Source organism: Hominimerdicola alba (assembly GCF_900109655.1).
Taxonomy (GTDB): domain Bacteria; phylum Bacillota; class Clostridia; order Oscillospirales; family Ruminococcaceae; genus Hominimerdicola; species Hominimerdicola alba_B.
The window spans coordinates 195,938-221,868 of record NZ_FOAT01000001.1; the positions used below are offsets into that span (position 1 = coordinate 195,938).

The window sequence follows — 25,931 nt, forward strand, 5'->3', positions numbered from 1 at the left end:
ATGTGCGCAAAATTATCTCCTGTACAAAACAGATGGACAGGAGATAATGGTGTGGTTATTTTTTCTTGCTCTTGGCAGGCTTCTTTTCAGCCGTATCAGCAGGAACAGCATCGATCTTGATACGAGGTATCCTCTCGTGTGTGGACTTGCGGTGCTCAGCTTCCGATCTGCCGCATCTGGGGCAGCGGTCACCGATTATACCTGTGTATCCGCACTCGGGGTCTCTGTCTACAGGATGGTTGATAGAGCCGTAGCCTATGCCAACCTCTTTCATGTATCTAACGATCTTCTCAAAGGCACTCAGGTTGCCCAGAGGATCGCCGTCAAGCTCAACATAGCTGATATGACCTGCATTAGTCAGCTCGTGATATGGAGCTTCGATAGCCAGCTTTTCAAAAGCGTTGATCTTGTAGTATACAGGCACATGGAACGAGTTTGTATAGTAATCTCTGTCCGTAACACCGGGAATGTCGCCGAACAGCTCCTTGTCCATCTTAACAAAACGTCCCGAAAGACCCTCAGCAGGTGTTGCCAGCAGAGAGTAATTCATGCCGGTAGCCGCAGTTTCCTTATCCATACGCTCACGCATATGCTTGATTATCTCAAGACCCAGCTTCCTTGATTCCTCAGATTCGCCGTGGTGCTTGCCTGTCAGAACTTTAAGACACTCAGCCAGACCGATGAAACCAACGGAAAGCGTTCCATGCTTAAGCACTTCTTCTACGCTGTCATTATAGGAGAGCTTTTCAGAATCCATCCAGACACCCTGTCCCATAAGGAAAGGATAGTTCTTGACTCTCTTGCTAGCCTGTATCCTGTATCTGTGCATCAGCTGATCGATACAAAGCTGGAGCTTTTCGTCAAGCAACTGATAGAAAAGGTCGATATTGTAATGAGCCTTGATACCAAGTCTCGGCAGGTTGATAGTTGTGAAACTGAGGTTTCCTCTGCCTGTAACGATCTCTCTTTCGGGGTCGTATGCGTTGCCGATAACTCGTGTACGGCAGCCCATGTAAGCGATCTCGGTGTTGGGGTCGCCCTCTTTGTAGTACTGAAGATTGAAAGGCGCATCAATAAATGAGAAGTTCGGGAAGAGTCTCTTAGCCGAAACTCTGCACGCCAGTTTGAACAGGTCGTAGTTCGGGTCTTCCGGATTGACGTTTATACCCTCCTTGACCTTGAAAATGTGTATCGGGAATATAGGTGTCTCACCGTTTCCGAGACCTGCTTCCTCAGCCAGAAGGATATTCTTTATTACCATCCTGCCCTCGATAGAGGTATCGGTACCGTAGTTTATAGAGCTGAAAGGTGTCTGGGCACCCGCTCTCGAATTCATGGTATTTAGGTTGTGTATCAGCGCTTCCATAGCCTGATAGGTAGCTCTGTCTGTCTCCTTTACAGCACTCTTGAAAGCGAAGTTCTGTATCTTCTTGACCACCTTGGCATCAGCATAGGAAGACAGCAGCTGAGCTTCTTCTTCCATGTAGCCGTTGTCGTTTGCAAGTGTGGGAGTAAGTCCCCTCTTAGCCAGAAAATCAGCACATCTCTGAGCTATATCGGGATTATCGGGAACATCAGCCAGCAAAGAAAGACCTCTGCGGATATTGTCTCTGTAACGGTGGCGGAAGGTCTTCTTTACACCCTCAGCCATGTCATAATCAAACTTAGGGATAGACTGACCGCCGTGCTGGTCGTTCTGGTTGGACTGTATAGCAATGCAGGCAAGAGCGGCATAGCTGGTTATATCATTAGGTGTCCTCAGGTATCCGTGACCTGTGGAGAAACCGCCTGTGAAAAGCTTTGTGAGGTCTATCTGTGTACAGGTAGTTGTGAGAGTGTAGAAGTCCATATCATGGATGTGGATATCGCCGTTCTCGTGAGCCTCTGCGTGCTCCTCTTCAAGAACATACATCTCATAGAATTCCTTAGCACCAACAGATCCGTATTTCAGCATGGTACCCATTGCGGTATCGCCGTCGATATTGGCGTTCTCGCGCTTCAGGTCGCTGTCCTCAGCAGATTTGAAAGTTAGGTCTTCATACACCTTCATAAGACGGGTATCCATCTCACGAGCCTTAGTTCTCTCGGAACGATAAAGTATATAGGATTTTGCAGTAGCCGCATGACCCTCTTCGATAAGCACCTTTTCAACACAGTCCTGAATTTCTTCAACGGTAGGTGTCGAGATATTATTTGCCATCAGCATATCTACTACCCTACCAGAAAGTTCAAGCGCGGTCTCATAGTCGCTTCCGCCGACAGACTGAGCTGCCTTGTAGATAGCCTGCGCTATCTTTTCAATGTTGAAAGTAACGGTACGGCCGTCCCTCTTCTTTATTTTTACGATCATGGTACTTCCTCCATACTTTATTTTAATAAAGTGTCGAACAACATTCGACCACCATATCTAGTATTCAAAATGCGTTCGTATTCTAGTATATAGTAATATCATTCCAAAGTCAAGGCGGGGACCTGCCAAAAAGTACGCTCTAGATTTGTATACCTTGCACAACCAGCCAATTGGTTTCTTGTGCAAAACAATTACATTTTGGAAAATCGAAACAAGACAAATATCTCCTGCCTACCTGTCAGAACATACATCACCCAGATATGACAAGCACATTTACTTGCCATATATAACAGATTTTTGCGGCATTTTGTAAAGTAAAACACTTTACTCCGGGAATGTCATTTTATATCAGGTATACAACTTTGCTTCAAAAGGTTACAATCTGTAACTTTTTGACTCCGACAAGCGCAATGACTTGTCAGATGAATAATACACTTTAATTCATAAAAAAGCACCTTTACTGTGACAGCAAAGGTGCATATCAGAAATCAAATCAAGGAATATTTACTTTTCGCTGCTGTAATCATGAGTTACCACAGGCGCACCGTATTCCTTTTCAAGCACTTCTTCAAGACTTGTGTTTACCATATAAGCTCCAAAAGATATGAGCATGGCGAGCAGTCCTATAAGCAGCGCGATATCCAGTCTAAAACGCTTCTTCTTTTTCTCCTTCATGCCCCTCTCCCCCTTTAAAACTTTAATGGCAGTTACTATACTATTATTATACACTATCTTTTTTCATTTTGCAAGGGGTTAACGCAATTTATTCAAAAAGGCACTAAAAATCAGATATTGCTTGCTATTTAAACAATTTTATGCATATGACTTTGTTTATTTTTACAAAATACCTATTGCAAATACATTCAAGGCGGTGTATAATATAAGTTGTATTTGCAGCGGAAATACTTTTCCGCTTTATGATTTATGATCATTCAGATTTATTCTGGGAAACGAGGGTATTTATGTGTGGTATCGTAGGATTCACGAACAGAATTGACAACGCGTCCGATGTTCTCGGCAGAATGATGGACAGGATAAAACACCGCGGTCCTGATTCCGATGGAAAGTATATCGACGACGGTGTTGCCATGGGATTCCGCAGACTTTCTATCATCGACCTCAGTGATGTGGGCAGTCAGCCTATATTCAACGAGGATAAGTCACTTGTGCTGACTTTCAACGGTGAGATATATAATTTCAAAGAACTCAGAGATGAACTTATTGCAGCAGGTCACAGCTTCTATACCAAGACCGACTCCGAGGTGCTTATCCACGGTTACGAGGAATGGGGCGAAAAGCTTCTGGACAGACTGCGCGGTATGTTCGCTTTCGTTATATACAATAAAAATACAGGTGAGCTTTTCGGTGCGAGGGATTTCTTCGGAATAAAGCCTTTCTACTATGCACAGATGAACGGCACTTTCATGTGGGGCAGCGAGATAAAGAGCTTCCTCGACCATCCCGATTTCACTAAAGAGCTTAACACCGACGTTCTTGAGACTTACCTGACCTTCCAGTACTCCCCTACCGAGGATACTTTCTTCAAAAACGTCAAAAAGCTGCTTCCCGCTCATTGCTTCACCTATAAAGACGGCAAGCTGAATATCCGCCGTTACTGGGAGGTCAAGTTCAATGCAGATAACGGTCCCGACCTTGAAAACTGGGTGGAGAAGATATCAGATACTTTCAAAAACTCTGTTGATGCACATAAATTCGCTGATGTTGAGGTAGGCTCATTCCTTTCCAGCGGTGTGGATTCAAGCTATGTTGCCGCAGTTGCTGACGTTGACAAGACCTTTACTGTAGGTTTCGGCGAGGACGAAAAGTACAACGAGATAGGCTATGCCAAGGAATTTTCAAAGTACATCGGCAAGGAGAATTTCTCAAAGGTAATCACTCCCGAAGAATATTGGGATAATCTCAAAAAGATACAGTATCATATGGACGAACCTCTTGCTGATCCTGCGGCTATCGCTCTTTTCTTTGTATGTCAGCTTGCATCACAGCAGGTAAAGGCAGTGCTTTCGGGCGAAGGAGCCGATGAGATATTCGGCGGATACAACATCTACCATAACCCGGCAGATATGGCTGCATATTTCAAGATTCCCAAGCCCCTGCGAAAAGGCGTGGGCGCTATAGCCGAAAAACTGCCCCATAAGCATGGCGTTAACTATCTGATAAGAGGTTCAAAAGACTTGGACGAACGATTCATCGGAAATGCTTATATCTTCTCCGAAAAAGAACGTAAAAAGATACTGAAGATAAAAACAAATGCCTCGGATGCTATGGCTGTCACAAAACCATACTACGATAAAGTCCGCGATCAGGATCAGGTAACACAGATGCAGTACCTCGACCTCCATCTCTGGATGGCTGGCGACATTCTGCTGAAAGCCGATAAAATGTCAATGGCTCATTCTCTTGAACTCCGCGTACCTTTCCTCGACAGAAAGGTCATGGAACTCGCCGAGAAGATACCTGCAAAATACCGCGTTACCAAGGAGAATACCAAGTACGCCATGAGAATAGCAGCCCTCAAAGCCTGCCCCCCTCAGACAGCTAACAAGAAAAAGCTTGGCTTCCCCGTTCCTACAAGAGTATGGCTCAGAGAAGACAAATACTACGGCGTCGTAAAGGATTGCTTTACCTCTCCTGCCGCAGAAAAGTTCTTCAATACATCCGAGCTTGTATCACTGCTGGATGACCACCGTGCTATGAAGTATGACTATTCCAGAAAAATCTGGACAGTATTTACATTCCTTATCTGGTACGATGTTTACTTCGGCGCAGAAGTATAAAACAGAAATAAAAATGCCACAGTTCATTGTAAGGACTGTGGCATTTTTTGATAACATAGCAAAATTATTGAAAACTGCCAAAGAAGAGAGCTTTGGCTCAAGCCTTTCGCGAAAGGCTTGCGAGGATGTTTGCACAATCAGCAAAGCTGACTGTTGGCAGAGCCCTCAATCACCAAGGCTCAAAACAAAAATGCACAGCAAACTTTAAAAGCACAGCGAACTTCCCGACCAAATAGGCGCGGCAAAAATATTTTAGAGCGTGGACAATACAAACGTCCACGCTCTTTCTGTATGCGTAAATTATTGCCGCGCCCGCTGTCAAACAGCGAAGCCACAGCCGACGCAGTCGCTGTTATCCGACAGCTTGACCCGAGGAACGAGGGGCGAAAGCTCGCAAACTATCGACCACCGTAAATTCACGACTATCCCAACAAATCAAGCAAAATTCAAGGCACAATATTATCTCCGTCACCGCGTTCTTTATAAACCGCCGAAACAGCCGCACTGCAGGCATAAACTTTCTTAGCACCCATGGACTTCAACTGTGACGCGCAAGCCCTTATAGTAGAACCTGTCGTGATAACATCATCACATATGAGTATGGTCTTACCAGAAATATCGGAATGTTTCGATAAGGTAGTATAAACCTCCTCGGCATGAGACTGACGTTCATCACGCTCCAGCTTGTGCTGCTCGGTGCTGTCCTTTTTCCTGCCAAGCAAGTGAAAATTAAAAGGCTTGCCAAGCTTGTCCGCCACAAAACGCGCCAACAGCTCCGCCTGATCTCTGCCCCTGACTATCTTCTTTGAAAAATGCATGGGCACAGCTGTTACAATATCAATGCTGTCAGCGATTTTCCTCACCTTAAGCCTATCAGCTATCATACCCGCACTGATCTCCGCAAAATTGAACACAGCATCACCGTGTTTCAGCTTGTAGATAAGCCCGATGATATCGTTCTCATAGTAAAACACTCCCACCGCGCCGTCAGTATTTTCAATGCGGATAAGCCCATCAAAAGTCTCGGGCATATCCCCGGCGCATTTTTCGCATAAAAGCCCGTCCCAACGTATCACCTTTCCGCAGAACGCACAGGTGTTGGGAAAAACGATATCCGCCAAATATTTGTATACAGGTTTCGCAGCAAGCATAACATCACCTCAGCAAAAAGCTCCGCCTTTTCGGACGGAGCTTTGATGATACAACATATTTTCAATATCCTGCATTCGCATAGTCTGGTATGCGCTCGCTGAATATTCAATGCCGTTCAATAAGAACACTTTATATTACAGATATGTACCGTAATCAGCATTCTCCTTGTTGATAGCCTCGATTTCTTCATTGATATCGCTGACTACCTTGCCTGCCTTGTCCTTCTCGTCGATAAGAACAAGCAGCTTAGCCTGCATTTCCTCGATCTCTTTCTTCATCATCTCGACCTTGGTGTTGCAGTCGAATGCATCGTTCTCTGCATCAGTCTTCTTGGACTTCAGCTCCTCGATTTTCTTGTTATTAGCCGCAATCTGTTCCTGTGCAAACTGCTTCATTTTCTCCAAAGCGCTCATGCCCGGATAAACCTCCTTCACTTCCTTGGAAACTACTTCCTCGGTATTATTTTCATATCCGATCTCAGGGATATCTTCAACTGGCTCAGGTGCCTTGGTAAGTTCCTTTTCAAGCTCTTCTGGGCTTACCGATTCGATAGAGGGTATCTCGAGGATCTCATCCATAGCAGGATCCTCAGGCACATCATCTATGAGACTTACCTTGTGATCTACTGCATGTTCACCGCTTCCGTTATCATCATCACTGGGAAGCAGGCTGACCTTATGCTCTTCAACTTCTTCTTTCTCGATGACAGGAGGAAGATTTGCTTCCTCCACAGCCTTTCTTAGAAGCTCAGCCTCATCGATAGTATCGATGGAAGTCTCAGCCTTTACTGTCTCTTCAACGGGCTTTTCCTCAGCAGCAGGCTCATTGCTTGCAAGACCGTAAGAAGCCGAAACAGGTTTGGGATCGTCACGTTTTGAATACGTGGGAGGAGTATACTTGTGTCTTACGGGCTTAGCTATCTGATCACCTTCAAGACCAGTTGCAAAATTACTGAACTTATTATCCTCGGGCTCTGTAGTTTTAGCAGGAGCCGGCTCAGCTTTCTTGCAGGCTTCAACCCTCCTGAAATGTTCGTCCATTACATCGCGTACTGCCAGGATATCAGCCTTATCCTTATTGAAGAATTCAGCTATATCATTTACACTTCTGCCGTCTTTGAGCATCTTTGCGATGCCCTCTGTATGCTTGTCGAGGAATCCCTCGTCGTCCATATCAAGGTTAACGGTTATCTTGACGGGATGATCATCAGCCTTGGGATTTCTTTTCAGGAAACCAACACCCGGGAACTTAGCTTTCTGAGCCTTGTCATTATCATCGGTTATAGAATGATCTACCTTGGGCTGAACATAGCTCTTATACTCGGGAAAATACTTCTCTACTATACCAATAACGTTCGCTTTTGGGATATTATTCATAGATCTTGATATTTCATCAAAACTATAACCCTCTTTATACAAACGAACGATCTTTTCATTAGTGCTTTCTTCCTTCTTCTTAGCCAAATTAATCAATCCTTCCATGCTTATTCCGGTATCAAGCTGCAAAACAGCTCATAGTAAATACATCAGATACCGTTTTTATCGCTCTTGTATATTATACAATATTCGAATTAAAATGTCAATACAATTTGTCGAAATTCTCTACAATATTTTAATATTTTTCTCGGTGGAATATTTTAATAATTGTCAGAAACATGATGTTAACATTTTACAAAACTAGATTATGCCATTCGTGCATTATTTACAAAGGCAAATATCTTGTTTCTGTCCTTTCCGATTCCCTCGTCTTTCTCTACTCCTGATGAAACATCGACACAATCGGGCTTAACGCGTTTTACGGCATCAAAAACGTTTTCGGGATGAAGTCCGCCAGCCAGTATGAACATTTTTCCATCACGTGGAATGTCATCCAGAAGCTTCCAGTCGAAACATTTTCCGCTTCCGTATTCAGCAGCATCAAAAACATAACCGCAGACCTTCTCCAGCATGGAGTATTTTTCAAGCCTGTCAATGTCTGTCACATTGAATGCTTTGACTATCGGTATAGCGGAAGCTTCATATGCTTCATCTGAAAGCTCACCGTGAACCTGGAGGATATCAAACCCTGCCATGCTTATTTCCCTGACCTGTTCCGCATCCGGCGACACTGTCACCGCGCATTTTTTTACATTATCCGAAAGCGCACTCATTATCTTCTTTGCCTGAGCAATGCTGACATTTCTCTTGCTTTTAGGGAAAAACAGTACCATTCCTGCCATATCCGCTCCGCTTTCCGAAACGTTCACAGCGTCTTCAGTAGATACGAGCCCGCAAATTTTGATCTTAACTGACAATCTTATCACCGTCCATAGATATATGGTTCATTCTTCGTTAATTATTATAGCATATATACTTTTCAATTTCAAGGTCAATTGTGCAGATTATTCAATTCCATGATTTAACATTATGTAAACTGAAAATTCCTTAAAAAGCTTATCTCATGCTTTATTAAAGAAATAATTAACTGAATTTAATTCACATTAGTCTCTTCTTAAATTTATATATCTACCAATATAAGTTGATTTTAAAGATATTTCTTTGTCTGAACAGTAAAATAGTTTGCTTAATTTATGCTCTGTATTGTGATATTCTTAGAACTTTTAACATAACACTTGATTTTTACAAACTTTCCTGTATAATGGTATTAAAGATTGGGTTTGTTACCGATAAAGTATTAATTTTGATATTGATATCGGGGTGGTAATTTGAACGATAAATTTAAACTTATAAAACAGTCCTTCAAGATGTTGGAGGGTCTGTCTGTGTTTGATGAGGAGGTCATCCGTGAATCTGTAAAACCGATCGCCGAGGCTTATGGCGCTGCGGCGGTGATTCTGGAGATACCATTCAAGTCAAACAGCAAACAGCTCTACTATCTTTACGGCGACAATTCTGTTGATATTGTCGGCAGACAGATATTCACCTATGAAGGCAGGCGCAGGGCAGGCGTAAGGACTGTCATTACCTGGATAAGCAGCGGAACTGTATGGGATGATGAAGATCTTGAGGACCTTGATTTTATCAGCACGACTGCCTGCACTCTTTCCGAAAAATTGCGGTTGGATGCCATGGCAAACAGCTATTATTATATGGATACTGTCACAGGCGTAAGCAATAACAATGGTCTCGGCAGATTCGTCAGCAAGCTGATAAGGCGCGGTATATTCCATCACTATGGTTGTGCACTTCTGGATATAATCGGGTTCAGCTATGTAAATAAAAAGGCAGGCTTCCGCACCGGAACAAAGGTCATTAAACAGTATGCTTCAAAGCTGAAAGATATGTTTGGTGCTGATGAACTTATTGCACGTCCCGGCGGAGATAATTTTATCATCATATTCAAAAAGGAGAATATCGATAAGATCAATAAGCTGGTCAAAGGCATCGACGTAAAGGCAAGAGTCAATTCTGCCACTATGAGATTCAACCTCACCGCAAGGGCAGGAGTATACATGATAAATACTCCCGACCAGACTTTTGACAAAGTGATATCCTACCTTTCCACAAGTCTCAACTATGCCAAAAGCTACTCTCGGACAAACGTTGTTTATTACACCAAGGACGTTGAACACAAGGTGATCGAGCACAAGGAGTTCTGCCAGAAGTTCAAAAATGCCATCGATAAGAATGAGTTTTATGTGCTGTATCAGCCAAAGGTCTACACAAAAAACAATACCCTTTACGGTGCGGAAGCCCTGGTCAGGTGGAACAACGACGGCAAGGTTATATATCCGGGGGATTTCGTTGAGATATTTGAAAAAGAACACCTGATATCTGATCTTGATTTCTACGTTCTTGAACAGACCTGCCGCGATCTCCGAAGCTGGGTTGATAACGGTCTTGAACCTGTAACCGTGTCCGTAAATTTCTCTAATGATCATCTCGGTGATGATGAACTTATTGACCGTATCATCGCGATAGTTGATAAATACGGTATCGATCATCACCTTATCGAGATAGAGATGACGGAGACCGTAGATGTCTACGAGATCAACCGTCTTCTCACTTATGTCAACGGACTTCACAAGAACGGATTTACCGTTGCGATAGATGATTTCGGAATCGGCTATTCATCGCTGCTTATGCTGCAAAGTGTTTCGGTTGATGTTCTGAAGATCGACAAGGCTTTCATAGCAGAACTCACAGGAGATGCAGAAAAGCGCGAGAATATCATTCTTCGCCATATAATAAATATGGCAGAGGAATTGGGCGTCGAGATAGTTGCCGAGGGTGTTGAGACCGATGAACAGCGCAGCAATCTCACCGATATGCACTGCCATCGTATCCAAGGGTATTTCTACGATAAGCCACTTTTTACCGATGCTTTTCGGAATAGGCTTTCTGCAAAGACATATTAAAAAAACGGAGCGTTTCTCAAACTAACGCTCCGTTTTCTGTTTCCCTGAATTCCAAACTGTAAAGATCAACTATCGGTATGCGCATACCATCAGCAAAAACAAGAGAATTCTCATAGGTGTCGATAATGCGAACTGCCCCTCTTTTCACATTATAACTTCCTCCGGATTTCTTTTCATCTGGCAGAAAATACACAGCCATTATCTCGGGTCTTTCCGATATATTCTCCATAAGTCTGCAAAGCTGGGAATTAAGCCTGTTTATTCCGTCTTCGTCAAGCTCGTGCTTACAGTCCGTAAACCGCACAGTTTCACCGACTGCGTCATCATACCCGGTCAATGCTGCAAAGGACGCGAACTGAGCTGCACGGTCATGCTGTGACATGGGTGGAAGATCGTCATAGTACGGACGGCTCATATCCTTTATATCGCTGTAATCATGAAACATGATCTCACCCCTCACGCCTTGTGTCCGCCGATCGTTCCGTTCCTCTCACGGGCAGTGCCGCCATCAAGATAATTAAAGCCCTTGAGCACTGCGTTTTTTCCGTATCGGCGTTTGATCTTCAGTATAGCCTGCTGTATGGCTTTTTCCTTGTGATAAGCCTTTTCACGCTCCTCGCTCTCCTGCTGGGACGAAGCTATCGTGAATATATCCAGCTGTTCGCACATATCGTATTCAGAGGCTTCTTCCTCATATATCAGATTGCAGGCGGCGATGTTCAGCCTGCGGAAAAGCAGTCTGCTGTCAGCTATCCGTTCGAAAACTTCTGTCACCGCCGAAGTTATCTCCTTTGAAGATGCCGTGTGCCGCCTGAGATTCACAGTTCCCCGGGAATGTTTCGGTATCGACCGACCGTAATGGTCGCGCACTACCTCACCATCGTAATTTCTGCCCGAAAGACTCTCCCTGTCATACCCCAGCACCAGCACCAGCTGATCTGTGACCAAGCCCTTTTCCGCTAAATCAAGTGACAGCGCATCAGCCATCTCTCGTATTATTATGTGAACATCCTTGTACTCAGTTGGCTTCTGAAGCACCTGTCCCGACGACAGACTTTTCGTCTCGGGACGGTACGCCTTTACATCAGCCATCGTAGTCGGCTCTATACCCCAGGCATGGTCAATCAGAAGCTCCGCATTTTTCCCAAGTTCCCTATAAATATTGCCTATACGCCATCTGTCCAGCGAATGTCTTGCTATATCGCCCATAGTCCGTATCCCCAGCTTTTCAAGACGCTTTGCGATACCTCCGCCCACACGCCAGAAATCCGTTATCGGTGTGTGCTCCCACAGCTTTTCACGGTAAAGCCTTTCATCAAGATAAGCTATCCTCACGCCGTCCTTGTCAGCGGGGATATGCTTCGCAACTATATCCATCGCGATCTTGCAAAGGTACATATTAGTGCCAATGCCCGCCGTTGCGGTTATCCCAGTGGCTGAAAGCACATCCCGCACCAGCATGGCGGCAAATTCACACGGCGACACTCTGTAGGTCGTCAGATAACTCGTGGCATCTATAAAAACCTCATCTATTGAATATGCAAAAATATCCTCGGGAGCTACATATTTGAGATATATCCCGTATATCTTCGCACTTATCTCCATATACTTTGACATTTGCGGCGTTGCAATTTTATAGCTTAGTTCCAGCGTCGGATCGGCTTTCAGCGCCTTGTCAGAATCCGAGCTTCCCGAAAATCCCCTGCCGTGAAGCTTGTTCCTGCGAATACTGTTTATCTCCTTGACCTTTTCCACAACTTCAAAAAGCCTTGCCCTGCTTGATATCCCGTGAGCTTTCAATGTAGGTGTGACAGCCAGACAGATAGTTTTCTCAGTACGCGAAGGGTCAGCCACCACCAGATTAGTATCCAGAGGATCACGTCCCAACTGAACACATTCCACCGATGCATAAAATGATTTAAGATCTATCGCCACATATATCCTGTCCATAAGTCACCATCCTCGCACGTTTGTTTGTATATATTCTATCATACATTTGTTCGTTTGTCAATAGTTTTACGAAAATTTGTTCGATATAACTAAAAAACGCAGACAGCGATGATCTGTCTGCGTAAAAATACAAGGCAGATACTCCATAAGAAGTATCTGCCTTGATACAGGAAAAGCCCTGAAATTATTATTCTGTAGTCATAGGATCGGTGTAGTAACCCATACCGTCATCTGTATAAACGATCTCGGGCTCGGATTCTGTCTGCGTATCATCATAATCATCATATCCGTAACCGTCGTCATAGCTGTAGCCCTCTTCCTCAGTCTGACTGCTGCCTTCATCGATTTCCGAGCTCTCGTCTGGCTTACTTTCAGTCACAGCCGACTTCTCCACGGGGGCGGGCTTATTCGATAACAGCTGACCGTTCAACAGCCTTGCACCGTTATCATCGATAACACCCAATTCATTTGCTCCGCTGATTATCGCATTGCCGATAGCTCTTGCATAGGGTTCAAGGCTGGCTTCCAAAAGCTGATTGTCGATGTCACTGGTAAGATAACCCATATCCAGCAGTACGCTGGGCATTACTGTCAACTGGTTTATTTTGTAGTTAGCGCTGTTGTCATTGGGATATCCCGCACGCACTCCCCTGTTTTCAGATATGCCTATATCATGAAGCTTCATCATTATCTTCTCAGCGAAAAGCTTATCTGCTTCGGGCTTTGAAGTGTGTATCCAGGCTTCAAAGCCGTGGGTATCGCTGCCCTCTATCTCGTTGCTGCTTCGGTGTATCGAAACAAACAGATCAGCGCCGTTATCATTGGCGATATTGCATCTTTCCTCAACGCTGATATATCTGTCATCAGTTCTGGTCATAATGACCTTCACTCCGCAGCTTTCAAGATAATCTCTCACAGCCTCGGCTATCTTCAGGGTATCGTTCTTTTCAAACCTGTTGTCCTCGCCTATAGTGCCCTTGTCAAAACCGCCGTGGGCGGCATCTATGCAGACAGTAAGCTCTATGCCGTCATAAACTACATCGTTCTCCTTGTTTTCGGGAGCCGCATAGTAATCATCGCCCTTATTTTCAGCCGAAGATGTGACACCTGCCTTTTCGCCTTTGCCTTTCTGTGACTTTCCCGAAACCGCGCCGACGATCTTGACGATAACAACAATTATGAGGATGATTGCAACCAGCGCAATGCTTATCCTGCCCCAGTAGACCTTGACCTTTTTCTTCTTATTTTTATTTTTACGCGGCATACGTCCGTATACCTGGTAAAATTCTTCATCTGACATTTTATACATGGATATTGCTCCCTGTTATCGGCGGAAAATGCTTATTCCACCAGTGTTCTTTCGTCGCAGTATTCACATTCAAGCATTGTGCCCTCGCCCCTGAAATAGTGAGGGAGATAAGTCTCCTTATGGGTTATGCACAATGGATTCGAGCATTTCTGATGCTCATGCACCTTGCCCGTGATGAGCGGCACTTTAAGGCTGTTTTCTTCAAGCATAGTGAGTATAAGCGCCATTCTGATGTACATACCGTACTTAGCCTGCTTGAAGTACATTGCTCTCGGGTCGTCATCGACTTCGATGGCTATCTCATCAACTCTCGGCAGAGGGTGAAGAACTATCATGCTGTCCTTAGCCTTAGACATCTTCTTTTTATCGAGTATGTAATGTCCCTTCTGCTTTTCGTATTCCTCCGGACTTGCAAATCTCTCGCGCTGTATCCTTGTCATGTACAGAACATCCAGCATACCCACCGCATCATCAAGTGAAGATACTTCCTTATACGGGTGTCCGCCTGCGGAAAGTACATCTTTAATGTATGCAGGCAGTGCCAGTTCGGGTGTTGATATCAGCACAAAACTTGTACCCTTGAAGCATGACATTGCCTTTATCAGCGAATGTACCGTTCTGCCATTTTTAAGGTCGCCGCAAAGACCGATACACAGACCTTCCAGTGAACCCTTTTCCTCTTTCAGGGTCAGCAGATCGGTAAGTGTCTGGGTCGGATGAAGATGCCCACCGTCGCCTGCGTTTATAACAGGACAATCAGCAGTCAGCGCCGCCGCTTTTACAGAGCCCGCAACAGGGTGTCTCATTACCATGATATCTGCATATCCCGATACTATCTTAGTGGTATCCTTGATGTTCTCGCCTTTAGCGACCGAAGAAGTCGCAGGGTTGTCAAAGCCGATTATCGTTCCGCCCAACCTTAGCATAGCCGTCTGAAAAGACATCTGAGTCCTTGTGGACGGTTCATAGAACAGCGTACCCATGATCTTTCCCTTGCAGCTTTCAGCATAAGCCGAGGGGTCAGCCATTATCTCGTGAGCCCTTTCCAGCAGTTTTTCCCACCAGCTAACTGAATAATCATTAAGATCGATAAGGTTGAGGTTGTTATAAAGATTTGCCATAAATAAACTTCCTTTCAGCACAAAACATACCCTTAAAACATCATACTGATATATTATAACACATCTAGGCAGAAAAGTAAAGACACTGCAAAAAATTTCTCGACCTGTTTCGTGTAAGAAACAAGCCGAGCTGTCCGATCGAAAACCTCAGGTCAGTGTATCAAAATAAGATGCCCTTGAAAAGCTGTCGATGTCAAAGATGACAAGTATCTGATCGTAATCATCGGGATCGACAACGTCAGAAAGCTTTCTGTCTGCCTGTTTTAACCTGTTTGGGTCTACCATGGTTATCTTGCTATAATGGGCGGTGTAGAATGGCACTATCGTGTTCGCGTAACTGCCTTTGATAATAAGCAGCTTGGGATCGTCTTTCAGTTCAGTGAAAACATCTGTCTTTATATATCTGTTGCCCAGCAGGAATATATCCGTCTTTTTACTGTTTTTCAGCGCCGATCTGAAATATACCGACTCTGCTTCCTTGCTTTCAGAGGTGCCGTACATTTTCACCTTGGTCACAGGGCTCTGATACTTCGACCTGAAAATATTTATCCTGTCCGGCTTGATACTGCCCACCATCGCCTTGTCGTACAGACTTCCCATAAAATTAGCATCGGCATATTCTTGATCGTAATTATCAAGAGATACCGCCGAGAAGCCAAGCTGTCCGACTGATTCTGTATAAGCGTAATACGCCCCGAAGCTCGTCCACAGGTCTTCTGTCCGATAATAAACATACTCATCACGTGCCGAATACAGCGGGTAAAATGCATCGATGGAGATTATCCTCTTGTCAAGCTGCATATACGCTTCGTTTATACGCTCACGCTGACTTCCGCAGCCGAGAAGTTCGGGTATATCTGCGCTGTATACTCCCCCTGCGGTAGGTGCAAGCATCATGTAGATCGGACTTTCAGTGTTAGCAGCAAGCTCATTTATGTACGCTACATTCTGAATGGTATTATCATCTCCGTGATGATCCGATACCTTAACAAGCCGCTCTCCTGCAATAAAAGTATCACCGAAGCGCTTTCTGCCCACAAATCCCATAAGATTTCCAAACATCGAATGCCAGTTTGAATTCATGGGGAAATTCTGCACCACGTATTCCGAACAGGCTTCCTTAGCAGTATCACTGTTCCTGGATATATCATCAAATGATACTTTTCCCTGGAAGAAAAGTGTGCTGACTGCAAACATCAGAAGTATCGCAAAGAAAGCAACAACAGTTATTGCATCTGAAAACTTTTTCACTCAACACACCTCCTAGAACTTATAAGTACAGTTTTCGCCCGAAACCAGAAAAGCCGTGCAGATAATCAGCAGTGCTATGACCCATACGGGCTGTATTATGGTCGTCAGGTATTCGTTGTTGAAGACCTTTTTTCTCTTCAGGTATCCGAATGCACCGAATGATACTACTATCGCCGTTATCATAGGGCAGCTGTAGCTTCCCAGCAAATAGCTCGATGCAGTATCGAGTGTATTATTACCGCTGCCGAACATTGCAGAAATGTACTGCAGTGCCTCAGCAGGCTCTGAGAACGCCATGAAAGGCATTATCACCAGTATCATGAAAAACAGTATAATGTACCTGACAAAACCGGGCAGTTTTTTCAGCGGAGATTCCAGTATCTTTTCAAAACACAGCACTACTATCAATGCCGCCCCGAACATCACTGACCGCATGGAAAATCCATACCACAGCACCGCCAGCATCACAGAGAATATTATGGCAAGAAATTCCGAAAAGCCGCTGCCGTCACGCTTTATGCTCCTGTAAATATAGTTTCTTGACCAATGATATAACGACGGATTCGCACGTCTGCAAAGCCCTCTGAAACTCTTGGAATGTATACCTGCAGGCAGGCTGTAACTCAGTTCTATCCCCATAAGAGAAGCCATTCCACAAGCCATGCAGCAAAAAGCGCAGACTTCAAAATAGAAAAACATAGCAAATCCCAATGAACCCAGCCAAGCAGCAGTCGCAGGCATACTATTCAAAGGGATGTCGGTCACATCGTGCCACATATCTTTCATGGCGTTTGATATAAAAAGCTTCATTATAAGACCAAGCATCAGCATTCTGACACCCACCGCGCATTTTGCAAAGCTTGGTTTTGGATCTTCAAACTGAGATTTCATCTTATCAAAGCTGAGTATCGGTCCTGCTCCGAATGTAGGAAAAAAGGCGATATATTCAGCTGCTGTAGTGAACCTATGCTCGCAGACATACTTCTTCTTGTAAACGTCAATGCAGTATGCCACCGAATGCAGTGGCATAACCGATGCACCAATAGCAGCCGCACTTTTGATCAGGGACTTTTGTCCAAGAAGCGTCATAAAATCAGCTCCGTCAAAAGCTGTCCGATGGAACAGCAGGAATGCCGCGGCATTGACGGTTATCTCAAGACCCAGGAAGACCTTACCCCAGACTTTATCCCTGAAATTATGTATGAATATCCCGAAGAGATATCCGCTCAGTATGCAGATCCCCATGGGTATCAGCCCGACAGGGTCCGCCCATACTATAACTCCCGCTCCAGCCAGTATCACCAGCAGCCTTTTCAGCGCTTTGGGCGTTATCAGATAAAGACCCGTAAAAACGGGCAGAAAAAAATATAAAAAGCTGATATCGCTCATTTTTCCGCCCCTTTCAATTTATTGATAAAATCTATGAAAGCATCTCTGCTCATCATCGTGCTGACTGCATCACGAAGAGCATTTGAAGACAGCTTAGCAGGCAATCCCAGAGATATAGCCGCTTTTTCACGCAAAGCCGAACTGTTCGGTGAACCGTTTAGTCCAAGAGCTATCATGTCCTGCTTTGTCACAGGTTCACGGACTATCTCCGTATCTCCCGAAAGCCCTGCCTTTTCAAAAGCTTCTCTCAAAACCTCGACGCTCATGCCTTCAACACCGAGCTTTCCCTCTTTTGAAGCATGATCTTTTCTGCGCTCCTTGCCGAAGATCACAGGGCAATACACATTGATTATCTGTGCATCTCCCACAAGACTTTTTATGCGTCCCCGTATCTGCTGACCCGCCGTATCCGAATCCGTCAGAATGATAAGCCCCACACTTTTCGCATACATCTGAATGAGCTTTATCTTGTCCTCACTCCTGTAAACGCCGAAACCATCAGTGGTGATTATCACTCCATCTATAACATTTTTCAGGGCGATCTTGTCGTATTTTCCCTCAACAACGACCGCCTGCTTGACTTTGATCTTTTCCATCATTAAACCCTGCCGTTTCCTGCCATGAAACATTCTGCCACACGCTGTTCTAGCACCAGCATAGCGCCTTTTTTATCCAGCGATGTGGTCTTCATAGTAAGATCGGTCTGAGACATTATCTTCAGTACCTCTCTTATCTTGGTAAGGGAAATACTTCCGCAGATCTGAAAAGCTTTTTTCACCGCGAATTCCCTGTTCTTCGCATACCCGAAATCCTTGCAGGCATCAGCTGCCGAAAGCCCCGATGACCTTGCTAGCTTAGCACGATATATATCCGTTAGCGAAAACCCGATTATGCTGACTATCTCATAAGCGTCATAATCCTGCTTTGCAAGCTCGGAAAGCCGATTATATACGTATTTTGCGTTATTGTTGAGGATATTCACAGCCAGCTCGTAGCCGTCGGATTCAATATGCTTTACGCATATGGTGTCGATATCCTCTTTCGTCACCGACCGTCCCTGTGCATAAGCCGAAAGCTTGTCGATCTCCTGCTTTATGTAAGCCGAATCGCACCCACAGCACTCTGCCAGATATTCAGCAGTCCTCTTGTCGATGGCACAGCCGTTCTTCTGCAAAGCTGCCGCGATGGAACGTCCAAGTTCACCTGCTGACTTGTAAGCAAAATCCACAACCTCGCCGTACTTGGCGCAATGGTCACAGAACCTCTTGTTCTTGTCCGTGAGATTTCTCTTGTTCTTGTAAAGGTCAACACCAGTGGAGTAAATAATTACGGTGGTGGTTTCCGAAAGATTGGATACTATCTTTCTCAGTACATCTCCGTCCTCTTTGCTTATGTCCTCCATTCGCAGATCGTTTATGGCGATAACAACACGTTCCGCGAACATAGGCAAAGCCTCGCAGGCATCAACAAGCGCGGGGATATCCAAACCCTTGCCCTCAAACTTGTGAAAATTCATGAACTGAGCATCCTTGGGACAAAGTTTATTTATCAACCACTTTGTATAGCTTTCAATGGAAGCCGTATCATGACCGTAAAAATAGTAAAGACTAGCCGCCTCACCATTTTTGATATCTTTAGTAATATTTGAAGTATTGCTGACAGCCATCACACAGCCTCCTAACTCATTTCATAAAATCCCATAGCACATCAAAGCCGACTAAGCTCATTCCCGTCAAATTCCAAAGCACGTTTCTCGTCTGAGATATCGATCGCATCGCCATTTATCAGCATCTTCCCCTTGCCGAGAAAAATATCACAGTCATCATAGCTGACAGTAAATCCATCCTTTGCAGACTTCACCTGAATATCCCCGATATCCGCAGTATCTCCGCTTTTAAGATAGACCTTCCGTCCATCAGCAGAGATAAGATCATCGCATACAAACACGATATCCGGCTGTAAAAAGAGATCGTCCTCATAACCCGCAGCCGTCACCGCGCCATCATCAAGGATAAAAGCATAGGGCATCTCACGGATACCAAGCTTGTCCATCCGGTGCTGCAAAGCGCTGTCCATTTTGCCCTTGCAGCCAACATCAAAGATAACAGCCCTACCGCCTGTTGAAACAATGTAAGCCGATTTCTTGCCGTTGGGCAGAATAGTAACCTTGATATCATCATTAATCACTCGCGCGACATTTCCGCAGGCACACCATACAGCAAGCACAGCCGCAGTACATAACGCGACTTTCCTGCTGTCACTGATGCGAACACATCCGTAAGTCATTAGAATAGAAGTCCCTATAACGATAAAAAGCAAGACACCTGACGACGCAAATACATAGCTGAAATCATACCTCGCCAGTATATCCGAACAGTAAAGCACGAACTTCACAGGCAATGCCGCCGCCATAAGCAAAGGCGTAGCAATAGCGCCACCGCCTGTGAACAGCACGATAAAGCATATCTGCAAAGAAACAGTGCATAGCGGTACAAGCAGAAGATTCGTAACAACCGATGCGGCAGAAACTCCGCCAAACAGCACCGCAGATGCAGGTGCGGTCATGAAAAGCACTGCCGCCGAAAGCCTAAGCGTGCTCTCAACTTTGCCATCTTTCTCGTGTTTTGAAAGCGTTACAAACTCGATAGCCGCAACCGCCAGGAATGAAAGCAAAAATGAAGGCGATATCGCCGTATAAGGTTTCGCCGCCGTAAGTATCACAGCACATAGTCCAAGAGAATTCAATCCGTCGCTTTTTCTGCCGAAATAGTATCCGCTTCGAGTGACGGTCATCATTACCGCCGCCCTGACAACGCTCACCGAAAGCCCTGCGAATACAGCAAAGCCCCATATCTCAGCAAGTGTCAGCAAGTATACAACCCTCTTTGCCTTGACTATCTTCCCCACTACGTAGCCGAAAAATGCCGCCGCAATAACAAGATGGATTCCCGAGACTGCAAATATATGCCCAAGACCGCTCCTGTAAAGCTCTGTCTTCATCGCAGGAGTCATCTCGCTCTTGTCCCCGCAAAGCATCGCCCCGAGGAAAGCTCCCTCACGCTTAGGACAAACAGCTATTATTTTCTCGAAAAGTTTGTCGCGGTATTCGCGTATCCCGCGGAAAATTGGATTCACACAGCGCCCCGAAAGCTCGTAACTCCCCGTGGCATACCCGCCCTGCAAAAATACGCTCTTTGAATAGTTGTAGCTGCCGCTGTCGAACTTCACTCCGTCCTCGATAGCGCTGACAGTATCCGACACGGATATCTCATCATAGTAATGCATATCTCCATAGGGCAGAACATAGCTTATCTCTGTGCGAATATCGTCCACCTCGCCGCAAACAGTAACCCTATCAAAATTACCGTCTATTTGGGAGATATCTTTGATATAGCCCTGTATCGTGACTTCTTTTCCGTCCATAGCAACGAGCCTGTCATAAACAAAATGAGTGTAGCTAGAATTCACCGCGATACCTGCCGCGAAAGCTATAAAACATACCACTGCATGGCGTCGGTATCCTTTCAGCGCAGAAAAAACTATTACCGCCAGCCCAAGAGCTGTCAGCAAAAACAGTCCGTTCTTTTCACTACGGAAAACAGCCCCAAACAGCAGTGCCGCCCAAAAAGATATTCCCGCCCAAGCTGCTTTTCTGGTCATATTATCACCATACTTATAAGGCTGCCGAAAATATTTTTCCGACAGCCCATAAACCTATCTTAACCCGCAGGCCAGGTAAGCGGTCTGCCAGCAAGAACATGGAAATGAATATGGAAAACGCTCTGTCCTGCGCTCTCGCCGCAGTTTGAAACAACGCGGTAGCCGTCTTTCATAGCCTCATTTTCCTTAGCTATCTTCGCGATGACCTCGTAGATATGTGCGATAACAGCACTGTTCTCCTCAGTAACGTCGCTCAGCTTTGAGATATGCTGTTTAGGTATAACAAGAAAATGAACAGGCGAAGTAGGCGCGATATCCTCGAACGCATAAACCAGTTCGTCCTCGTAAACCTTTTTCGAGGGTATCTCCCCCGCGATTATCTTGCAGAATAAACAATCAGACATTTTTCATACCTCCTGATCAAAAGTTTTATAATCCTAACTCACCGTAAATCTTCTCGATAAACGGAGATTTGTATTCAATGTATTTTCCCATATCATCGGGAAAAAGCGAAGCACCCTCTTCTTTTATGCGGCTGTACTCCCGCACAGCTTCGGGATGTGAACGCAGATAGTCCCTGAACGTGATGTGTCTTTTTAGCTCGGCAGAATCCTCCGCACAAACATAAAGATGATGCTTACGCAAATGTTCTTTTCCATCATATTTGAAAGCCTCGCGCCCCTTGATGCCAAGGTCGCCCTCGTGATTATAACCTGCCTTGCCCAGCGCTTCAATAACATCGCCAAGCTGACTTTCATTGCCTATAACCACATCGATATCAATAACAGGCTTAGCCGAAAGCCCCTTTACAGAAGTGCTGCCGACGTGCTCTATCCTCAGTGCCAGACTTCCCAGCGCATCCGCCAGTTCATCTCTTATAGCCTGAAAATCAGCCTTCCAAGCCTCGTTGTAATGTTCAACGATAACAGCCTTGCCCATCAGCCTTTCCTCCGATACATATGAAGAATACCTGCCAGCGGCGTAGTATCACCCACACCGCAGCAGATCGATATTTTATGTTACTTTATGAACTCTCCTGCAACCTCAGCAGCCTTTTCAAGTGCAGCACCGATAAGCGCGATATCACCAACACCTGCCATAGCCGAATCAGGACGTCCGCCGCCCTTGCCGTTAGTCAGCGCAGCTATCTTTCCTGCTATCTTGCCTGCATGAGCACCCTTAGCAACAGCTTCTTTGCCGCAGGCAGCAACGATGTTGCCCTTATCGCCGTTTACAGTGGTCATGATGACCAGAACGTTGTCGTTTGCAGCCTTGAGCTCGTCAGCCATCTTTCTGAGAACATCGGGCTTAACATTTGTCAGCTGAGCAGTTGCCACAGAAACACCGTTAACATCAACAGCATTTTCCAGAACCGACTTTGCTCTCATGTTAGCCATTGCAGTCTCCAGAGAATCTCTCTCCTTCTCCAGACCCTTTATCTCCTGCATTACAGCGCCGCAGCGTGCAACCAGTTCAGCGGGGTTGTTGAGCTTCAGTGTCTCAGATGCCTTGTTGATGGTATCGATATTGGAATTGAGCAGTTCAAGAACACCTGTACCTGTAACAGCCTCGATTCTTCTAACACCCGAAGCTACAGAGTTCTCGGAAATTATCTTGAACAGACCGATCTTTGAAGTATTGTTAAGATGAGTACCGCCGCAGAATTCGATGGATGCAGCATCAGCCTTATCACCCATTGTTACAACTCTTACAGTCTCGCCGTACTTCTCACCAAATAGTGCCATAGCGCCCAGCTTCTGTGCCTCAGCGATAGGCATTTCTTCCATGGTGATATCAAGCGCATCAAAGATATACTTGTTTACCAGAGCCTCTACCTTAGCCTTTTCCTCGTTGGTCATAGCTTCAAAGTGAGAGAAGTCGAAACGCAGTCTCTGGCTGTCTACCAGCTGACCTGCCTGATGAACGTGATCGCCAAGAACAGTTCTCAGTGCAGCCTGCAGCAGATGTGCACAGCTGTGGTTTCTCATGGTAGCCAGACGCTTTGCCTTGTCCACCTTGAATGTGATCTTCTGACCAACAGTAAGTGCGCCCTCTGTTACCTTTACTTTCAGAGCGAACTTGCCGCCAACAGCCTTCTGTGTGTCAAGTACTTCTGCCTTGCCGGTAGCTGTCTCAACAACACCTGTATCGCCGGACTGTCCGCCGCTCTCAGCATAGAAACAGGTCTGATCGGGAACAATGTACACAACGTCCTCAACACCTGCATTCTCGATGAGGTCTTCATCATTAGCCAAATATGAGATAACACCTGTGTCCTCAGTCTTGTCATAGCCTGTGAACTTGGTAGAAACGTTCTTGTCGATCTTGTGGAATACAGTTTCCTCTGCACCCATGTAACCCTGAGATTCTCTTGCACCTCTTGCAGTTTCTCTCTGCTTTTCCATGCATACGGCATATCCTTCTTCATCAGCAGAAAGTCCCTTTTCTTCAAGTATCTCTCTGGTAAGGTCGAGTGGGAAACCATAGGTATCGGAAAGCTTGAAGCAGCTCTCACCGTCCAGCATGGTCTTGCCCTCAGCCTGCAGCTTCTCGATATATTCATCAAGAATCTTCATACCTCTGTCGATAGTGGAGTTGAAGTTCTGCTCCTCGGTAGTCAGTACCTTTACGATGTAATCGAACTTCTCTTCAAGCTCGTTATATTCGCACTTGTTGCAGTCAACAACAGTCTTAACCAGGTCTTTCAGGAACAGACCGTTGATACCCAGCAGTTTGCCATGACGAACAGCACGTCTGAGAAGTCTTCTCATAACGTAGCCCCTACCCTCGTTTGAAGGCAGAACGCCATCGGAAGCCAGGAATGTTACCGCACGGATATGGTCGGTGATAACGCGGATTGAAACGTCTTTCTTGTACTCAGCGCCGTACTCACAGCCTGCTATCTTGCAGATGTGGTCTCTGATAGCCTTAACTGTATCAACATCGAATATGGAATCAACGCCCTGCATCAGTGCAGCAAGTCTTTCAAGACCCATACCTGTGTCGATGTTCTTCTGTGCCAGAGGAGTGTAAGTACCGTCCTCGTGTCTCTCAAACTGAGTAAATACCAAATTCCAGAATTCCATGAATCTGTCGCAGTCGCAGCCTACCTTACAATCAGGCTTGCCGCAGCCGTACTTCTCGCCGCGGTCGAAGTATATCTCAGAGCAAGGACCGCAGGGACCGTCAGTACCTGCCTCCCAGAAGTTGTCCTCCTTGCCCATGCGGACAATGTGATCCATTGGCACACCGATCTCTTCGTGCCAGATCTTTTCAGCCTCGTCATCGTCCTCGTATACAGATACGTGCAGTCTGTCAAGGGGCAGCTTCAGAACTTCGGTAACATACTCCCAAGCCCATGCGATAGCTTCTTTCTTGAAGTAATCGCCGAATGAGAAGTTACCAAGCATCTCGAAGTAAGTGCCGTGTCTTGCAGTCTTACCAACATTCTCGATATCACCTGTTCTGATACACTTCTGACAAGTTGTCATCCTCACTCTGGGAGGAACCTCCTGACCTGTGAAGTAAGGCTTCAAAGGAGCCATACCTGCAACGATCAGCAGCAGGCTCTTGTCGTTCTGGGGTACCAGAGGATAACTCTTGTGCCTCAGACATCCCTTGCTTTCAAAAAATTTCAGATAGGATTCTCTCAGATCATTAAGACTAGTCCATTCCATTATATATCTTTCCTTTCAAAAATAATTTACGTTAAAAATTCAAGTAAAATATCAATAATTGCACTCAGAATGTCGCCGGCATTAGACTCTGTACCGCCGTTGCGTCTTTTGAGTTTTTTTAGAAGCTTTCTCTTTTGCTTGTCAATGATATCGCCCCTCTCGATCATTTCCCTGACCTGAGGGTAAGCCAGCCATTTCGGATATTCATCCATAAGCTTTGTGTAGAGCGATGCATCGTCTATGACATCAATATCGGCAAGATTTTCTATAGCAAAGAAATTCGCATTATCAACATATCTGCCGTCCATTTCGTCAAGCTCTGCCAGATACCTGAAACCATTCGTGCCAAACCCGCCTATTCCCACAAACTGGAAGAATATCGGGAAATGAGAAAGAGCCTTTATAGCCTTGTCCGTATCAGGACCATCGGCATTGTCGCCGTCGGTGATGAAAATTACATAAGTCGGTATCTTCGCAGGTTCTTCCTGTATGAAATACCTGCCCACATCACAAAGAACAGGCGCATACATGGTTGCACCCCTGGCAGATATCTTGTTGTCCGCGATATAGTTGTAGAAATTAGTCCTTGTTATGGGCGGATACCGCTTGAACTCGTGGTCGAAAGTCCACACTTCCATTGAGCCGTCATCATCAAAAGCCATAGCCAGAGGAAGAAGTCTTTCCAGTGTCGCCTGTACCATACCGCACTGAAAAGCTCTTGTCATCGACCCTGAAACGTCCAGAACTACAGCTACCCTCGATATCAGATGGCTCATATCCGTCTTTTTAAGACAGACTTTTTTTACCGTCTCTTTTCTGAGATCAAGCCGCTTTTCCGATTCTTCCTTTGATAATCTGACGCTCACCGCGAAGCACCTCCCGTTATGTATGTCCCCAAAAGTTTTTTTCTCTGTCTG

Annotated in this window: 20 protein-coding genes; 2 read left to right on the forward strand and 18 right to left on the reverse strand. The window is 45.4% G+C overall.

Going from position 1 to position 25,931, the window contains the following annotated elements; genetic code table 11:
• Positions 1 to 55: 55 nt before the first annotated feature.
• Together BMY75_RS00935 and BMY75_RS17825 are read right to left on the reverse strand one after the other, a co-directional pair.
• Positions 56 to 2,350 carry an anaerobic ribonucleoside triphosphate reductase gene (locus BMY75_RS00935; protein WP_074828311.1) on the reverse strand — a complete coding sequence of 765 codons (2,295 nt, stop codon included), beginning with the start codon at positions 2,348 to 2,350 and terminating at the stop codon, positions 56 to 58.
• 504 nt (positions 2,351 to 2,854) lie between these two features.
• Complete coding sequence (locus BMY75_RS17825) at positions 2,855 to 3,025, reverse strand: hypothetical protein (RefSeq protein WP_170844228.1); 171 nt, start codon at positions 3,023 to 3,025, stop codon at positions 2,855 to 2,857.
• A 287-nt stretch (positions 3,026 to 3,312) separates the two neighbouring features.
• Between BMY75_RS17825 and asnB the strand changes: the two genes are divergently transcribed.
• Entirely contained in the window at positions 3,313 to 5,148 is a 1,836-nt protein-coding gene (asnB, locus tag BMY75_RS00940) for an asparagine synthase (glutamine-hydrolyzing) (protein ID WP_074828316.1), read from the forward strand.
• 446 nt (positions 5,149 to 5,594) lie between these two features.
• Here asnB and BMY75_RS00945 read toward each other — a convergent pair whose 3' ends face one another.
• The 3 genes from BMY75_RS00945 to BMY75_RS00955 all read right to left on the reverse strand — a co-directional run bounded on the left by BMY75_RS00945 (position 5,595) and on the right by BMY75_RS00955 (position 8,593).
• A complete protein-coding gene (locus BMY75_RS00945; RefSeq protein ID WP_074828319.1) occupies positions 5,595 to 6,299 on the reverse strand; it encodes a ComF family protein in 705 nt (234 codons plus the stop codon).
• 135 nt (positions 6,300 to 6,434) lie between these two features.
• Positions 6,435 to 7,763 carry a hypothetical protein gene (locus tag BMY75_RS00950; RefSeq protein ID WP_242940139.1) on the reverse strand — a complete coding sequence of 443 codons (1,329 nt, stop codon included), beginning with the start codon at positions 7,761 to 7,763 and terminating at the stop codon, positions 6,435 to 6,437.
• Between the two features lie 218 nt (positions 7,764 to 7,981).
• Positions 7,982 to 8,593 carry a phosphoribosylanthranilate isomerase gene (locus BMY75_RS00955; RefSeq protein ID WP_074828322.1) on the reverse strand — a complete coding sequence of 204 codons (612 nt, stop codon included), beginning with the start codon at positions 8,591 to 8,593 and terminating at the stop codon, positions 7,982 to 7,984.
• Positions 8,594 to 9,004: 411 nt separating this feature from the next.
• Between BMY75_RS00955 and BMY75_RS00960 the strand changes: the two genes are divergently transcribed.
• The gene (locus tag BMY75_RS00960) at positions 9,005 to 10,657 is read left to right on the forward strand and encodes a putative bifunctional diguanylate cyclase/phosphodiesterase (protein ID WP_074828325.1); all 1,653 of its coding nucleotides are present in this window, start codon (positions 9,005 to 9,007) and stop codon (positions 10,655 to 10,657) included.
• A gap of 16 nt (positions 10,658 to 10,673) precedes the next feature.
• Here BMY75_RS00960 and BMY75_RS00965 read toward each other — a convergent pair whose 3' ends face one another.
• The 13 genes from BMY75_RS00965 to BMY75_RS01025 form a co-directional block, all read right to left on the reverse strand.
• Complete coding sequence (locus tag BMY75_RS00965) at positions 10,674 to 11,102, reverse strand: hypothetical protein (protein ID WP_074828969.1); 429 nt, start codon at positions 11,100 to 11,102, stop codon at positions 10,674 to 10,676.
• Positions 11,103 to 11,113: 11 nt separating this feature from the next.
• Positions 11,114 to 12,607, reverse strand: a complete 1,494-nt coding sequence (locus tag BMY75_RS00970) for a Y-family DNA polymerase (protein WP_074828329.1) — start codon at positions 12,605 to 12,607, stop codon at positions 11,114 to 11,116.
• Positions 12,608 to 12,794: 187 nt separating this feature from the next.
• Entirely contained in the window at positions 12,795 to 13,916 is a 1,122-nt protein-coding gene (locus BMY75_RS00975; protein WP_074828332.1) for an N-acetylmuramoyl-L-alanine amidase family protein, read from the reverse strand.
• Positions 13,917 to 13,948: 32 nt separating this feature from the next.
• The gene (gene pyrB / locus BMY75_RS00980; RefSeq protein WP_074828335.1) at positions 13,949 to 15,037 is read right to left on the reverse strand and encodes an aspartate carbamoyltransferase; all 1,089 of its coding nucleotides are present in this window, start codon (positions 15,035 to 15,037) and stop codon (positions 13,949 to 13,951) included.
• 147 nt (positions 15,038 to 15,184) lie between these two features.
• Positions 15,185 to 16,288 carry a DHHW family protein gene (locus BMY75_RS00985; protein WP_074828340.1) on the reverse strand — a complete coding sequence of 368 codons (1,104 nt, stop codon included), beginning with the start codon at positions 16,286 to 16,288 and terminating at the stop codon, positions 15,185 to 15,187.
• A 12-nt stretch (positions 16,289 to 16,300) separates the two neighbouring features.
• On the reverse strand, positions 16,301 to 17,677 hold the full coding sequence (locus BMY75_RS00990; protein WP_074828345.1) for an MBOAT family O-acyltransferase: 1,377 nt from the start codon (positions 17,675 to 17,677) through the stop codon (positions 16,301 to 16,303).
• Positions 17,674 to 18,276 carry a ribonuclease M5 gene (locus tag BMY75_RS00995; RefSeq protein WP_242940140.1) on the reverse strand — a complete coding sequence of 201 codons (603 nt, stop codon included), beginning with the start codon at positions 18,274 to 18,276 and terminating at the stop codon, positions 17,674 to 17,676. The genes BMY75_RS00990 and BMY75_RS00995 overlap by 4 nt, the downstream gene beginning before the upstream one ends.
• Positions 18,276 to 19,343, reverse strand: coding sequence for a DNA polymerase III subunit delta (gene holA / locus BMY75_RS01000; protein WP_074828349.1), 1,068 nt, complete (start codon positions 19,341 to 19,343; stop codon positions 18,276 to 18,278). Before holA ends, BMY75_RS00995 begins: the two co-directional genes overlap by 1 nt.
• A 41-nt stretch (positions 19,344 to 19,384) precedes the next feature.
• Entirely contained in the window at positions 19,385 to 21,337 is a 1,953-nt protein-coding gene (locus tag BMY75_RS01005; RefSeq protein ID WP_074828352.1) for a ComEC/Rec2 family competence protein, read from the reverse strand.
• 59 nt (positions 21,338 to 21,396) lie between these two features.
• Positions 21,397 to 21,741 (reverse strand): histidine triad nucleotide-binding protein, encoded by a 345-nt coding sequence (locus tag BMY75_RS01010; RefSeq protein ID WP_074828356.1) that lies wholly within the window; start codon positions 21,739 to 21,741, stop codon positions 21,397 to 21,399.
• 25 nt (positions 21,742 to 21,766) lie between these two features.
• Positions 21,767 to 22,279: a GrpB family protein gene (locus tag BMY75_RS01015; protein ID WP_139199656.1), complete on the reverse strand. Its 513-nt coding sequence runs from the start codon at positions 22,277 to 22,279 to the stop codon at positions 21,767 to 21,769.
• A gap of 77 nt (positions 22,280 to 22,356) precedes the next feature.
• Entirely contained in the window at positions 22,357 to 25,014 is a 2,658-nt protein-coding gene (gene alaS, locus BMY75_RS01020; protein WP_074828363.1) for an alanine--tRNA ligase, read from the reverse strand.
• A gap of 26 nt (positions 25,015 to 25,040) precedes the next feature.
• On the reverse strand, positions 25,041 to 25,880 hold the full coding sequence (locus BMY75_RS01025) for a VWA domain-containing protein (protein ID WP_074828367.1): 840 nt from the start codon (positions 25,878 to 25,880) through the stop codon (positions 25,041 to 25,043).
• Positions 25,881 to 25,931: the final 51 nt, after the last annotated feature.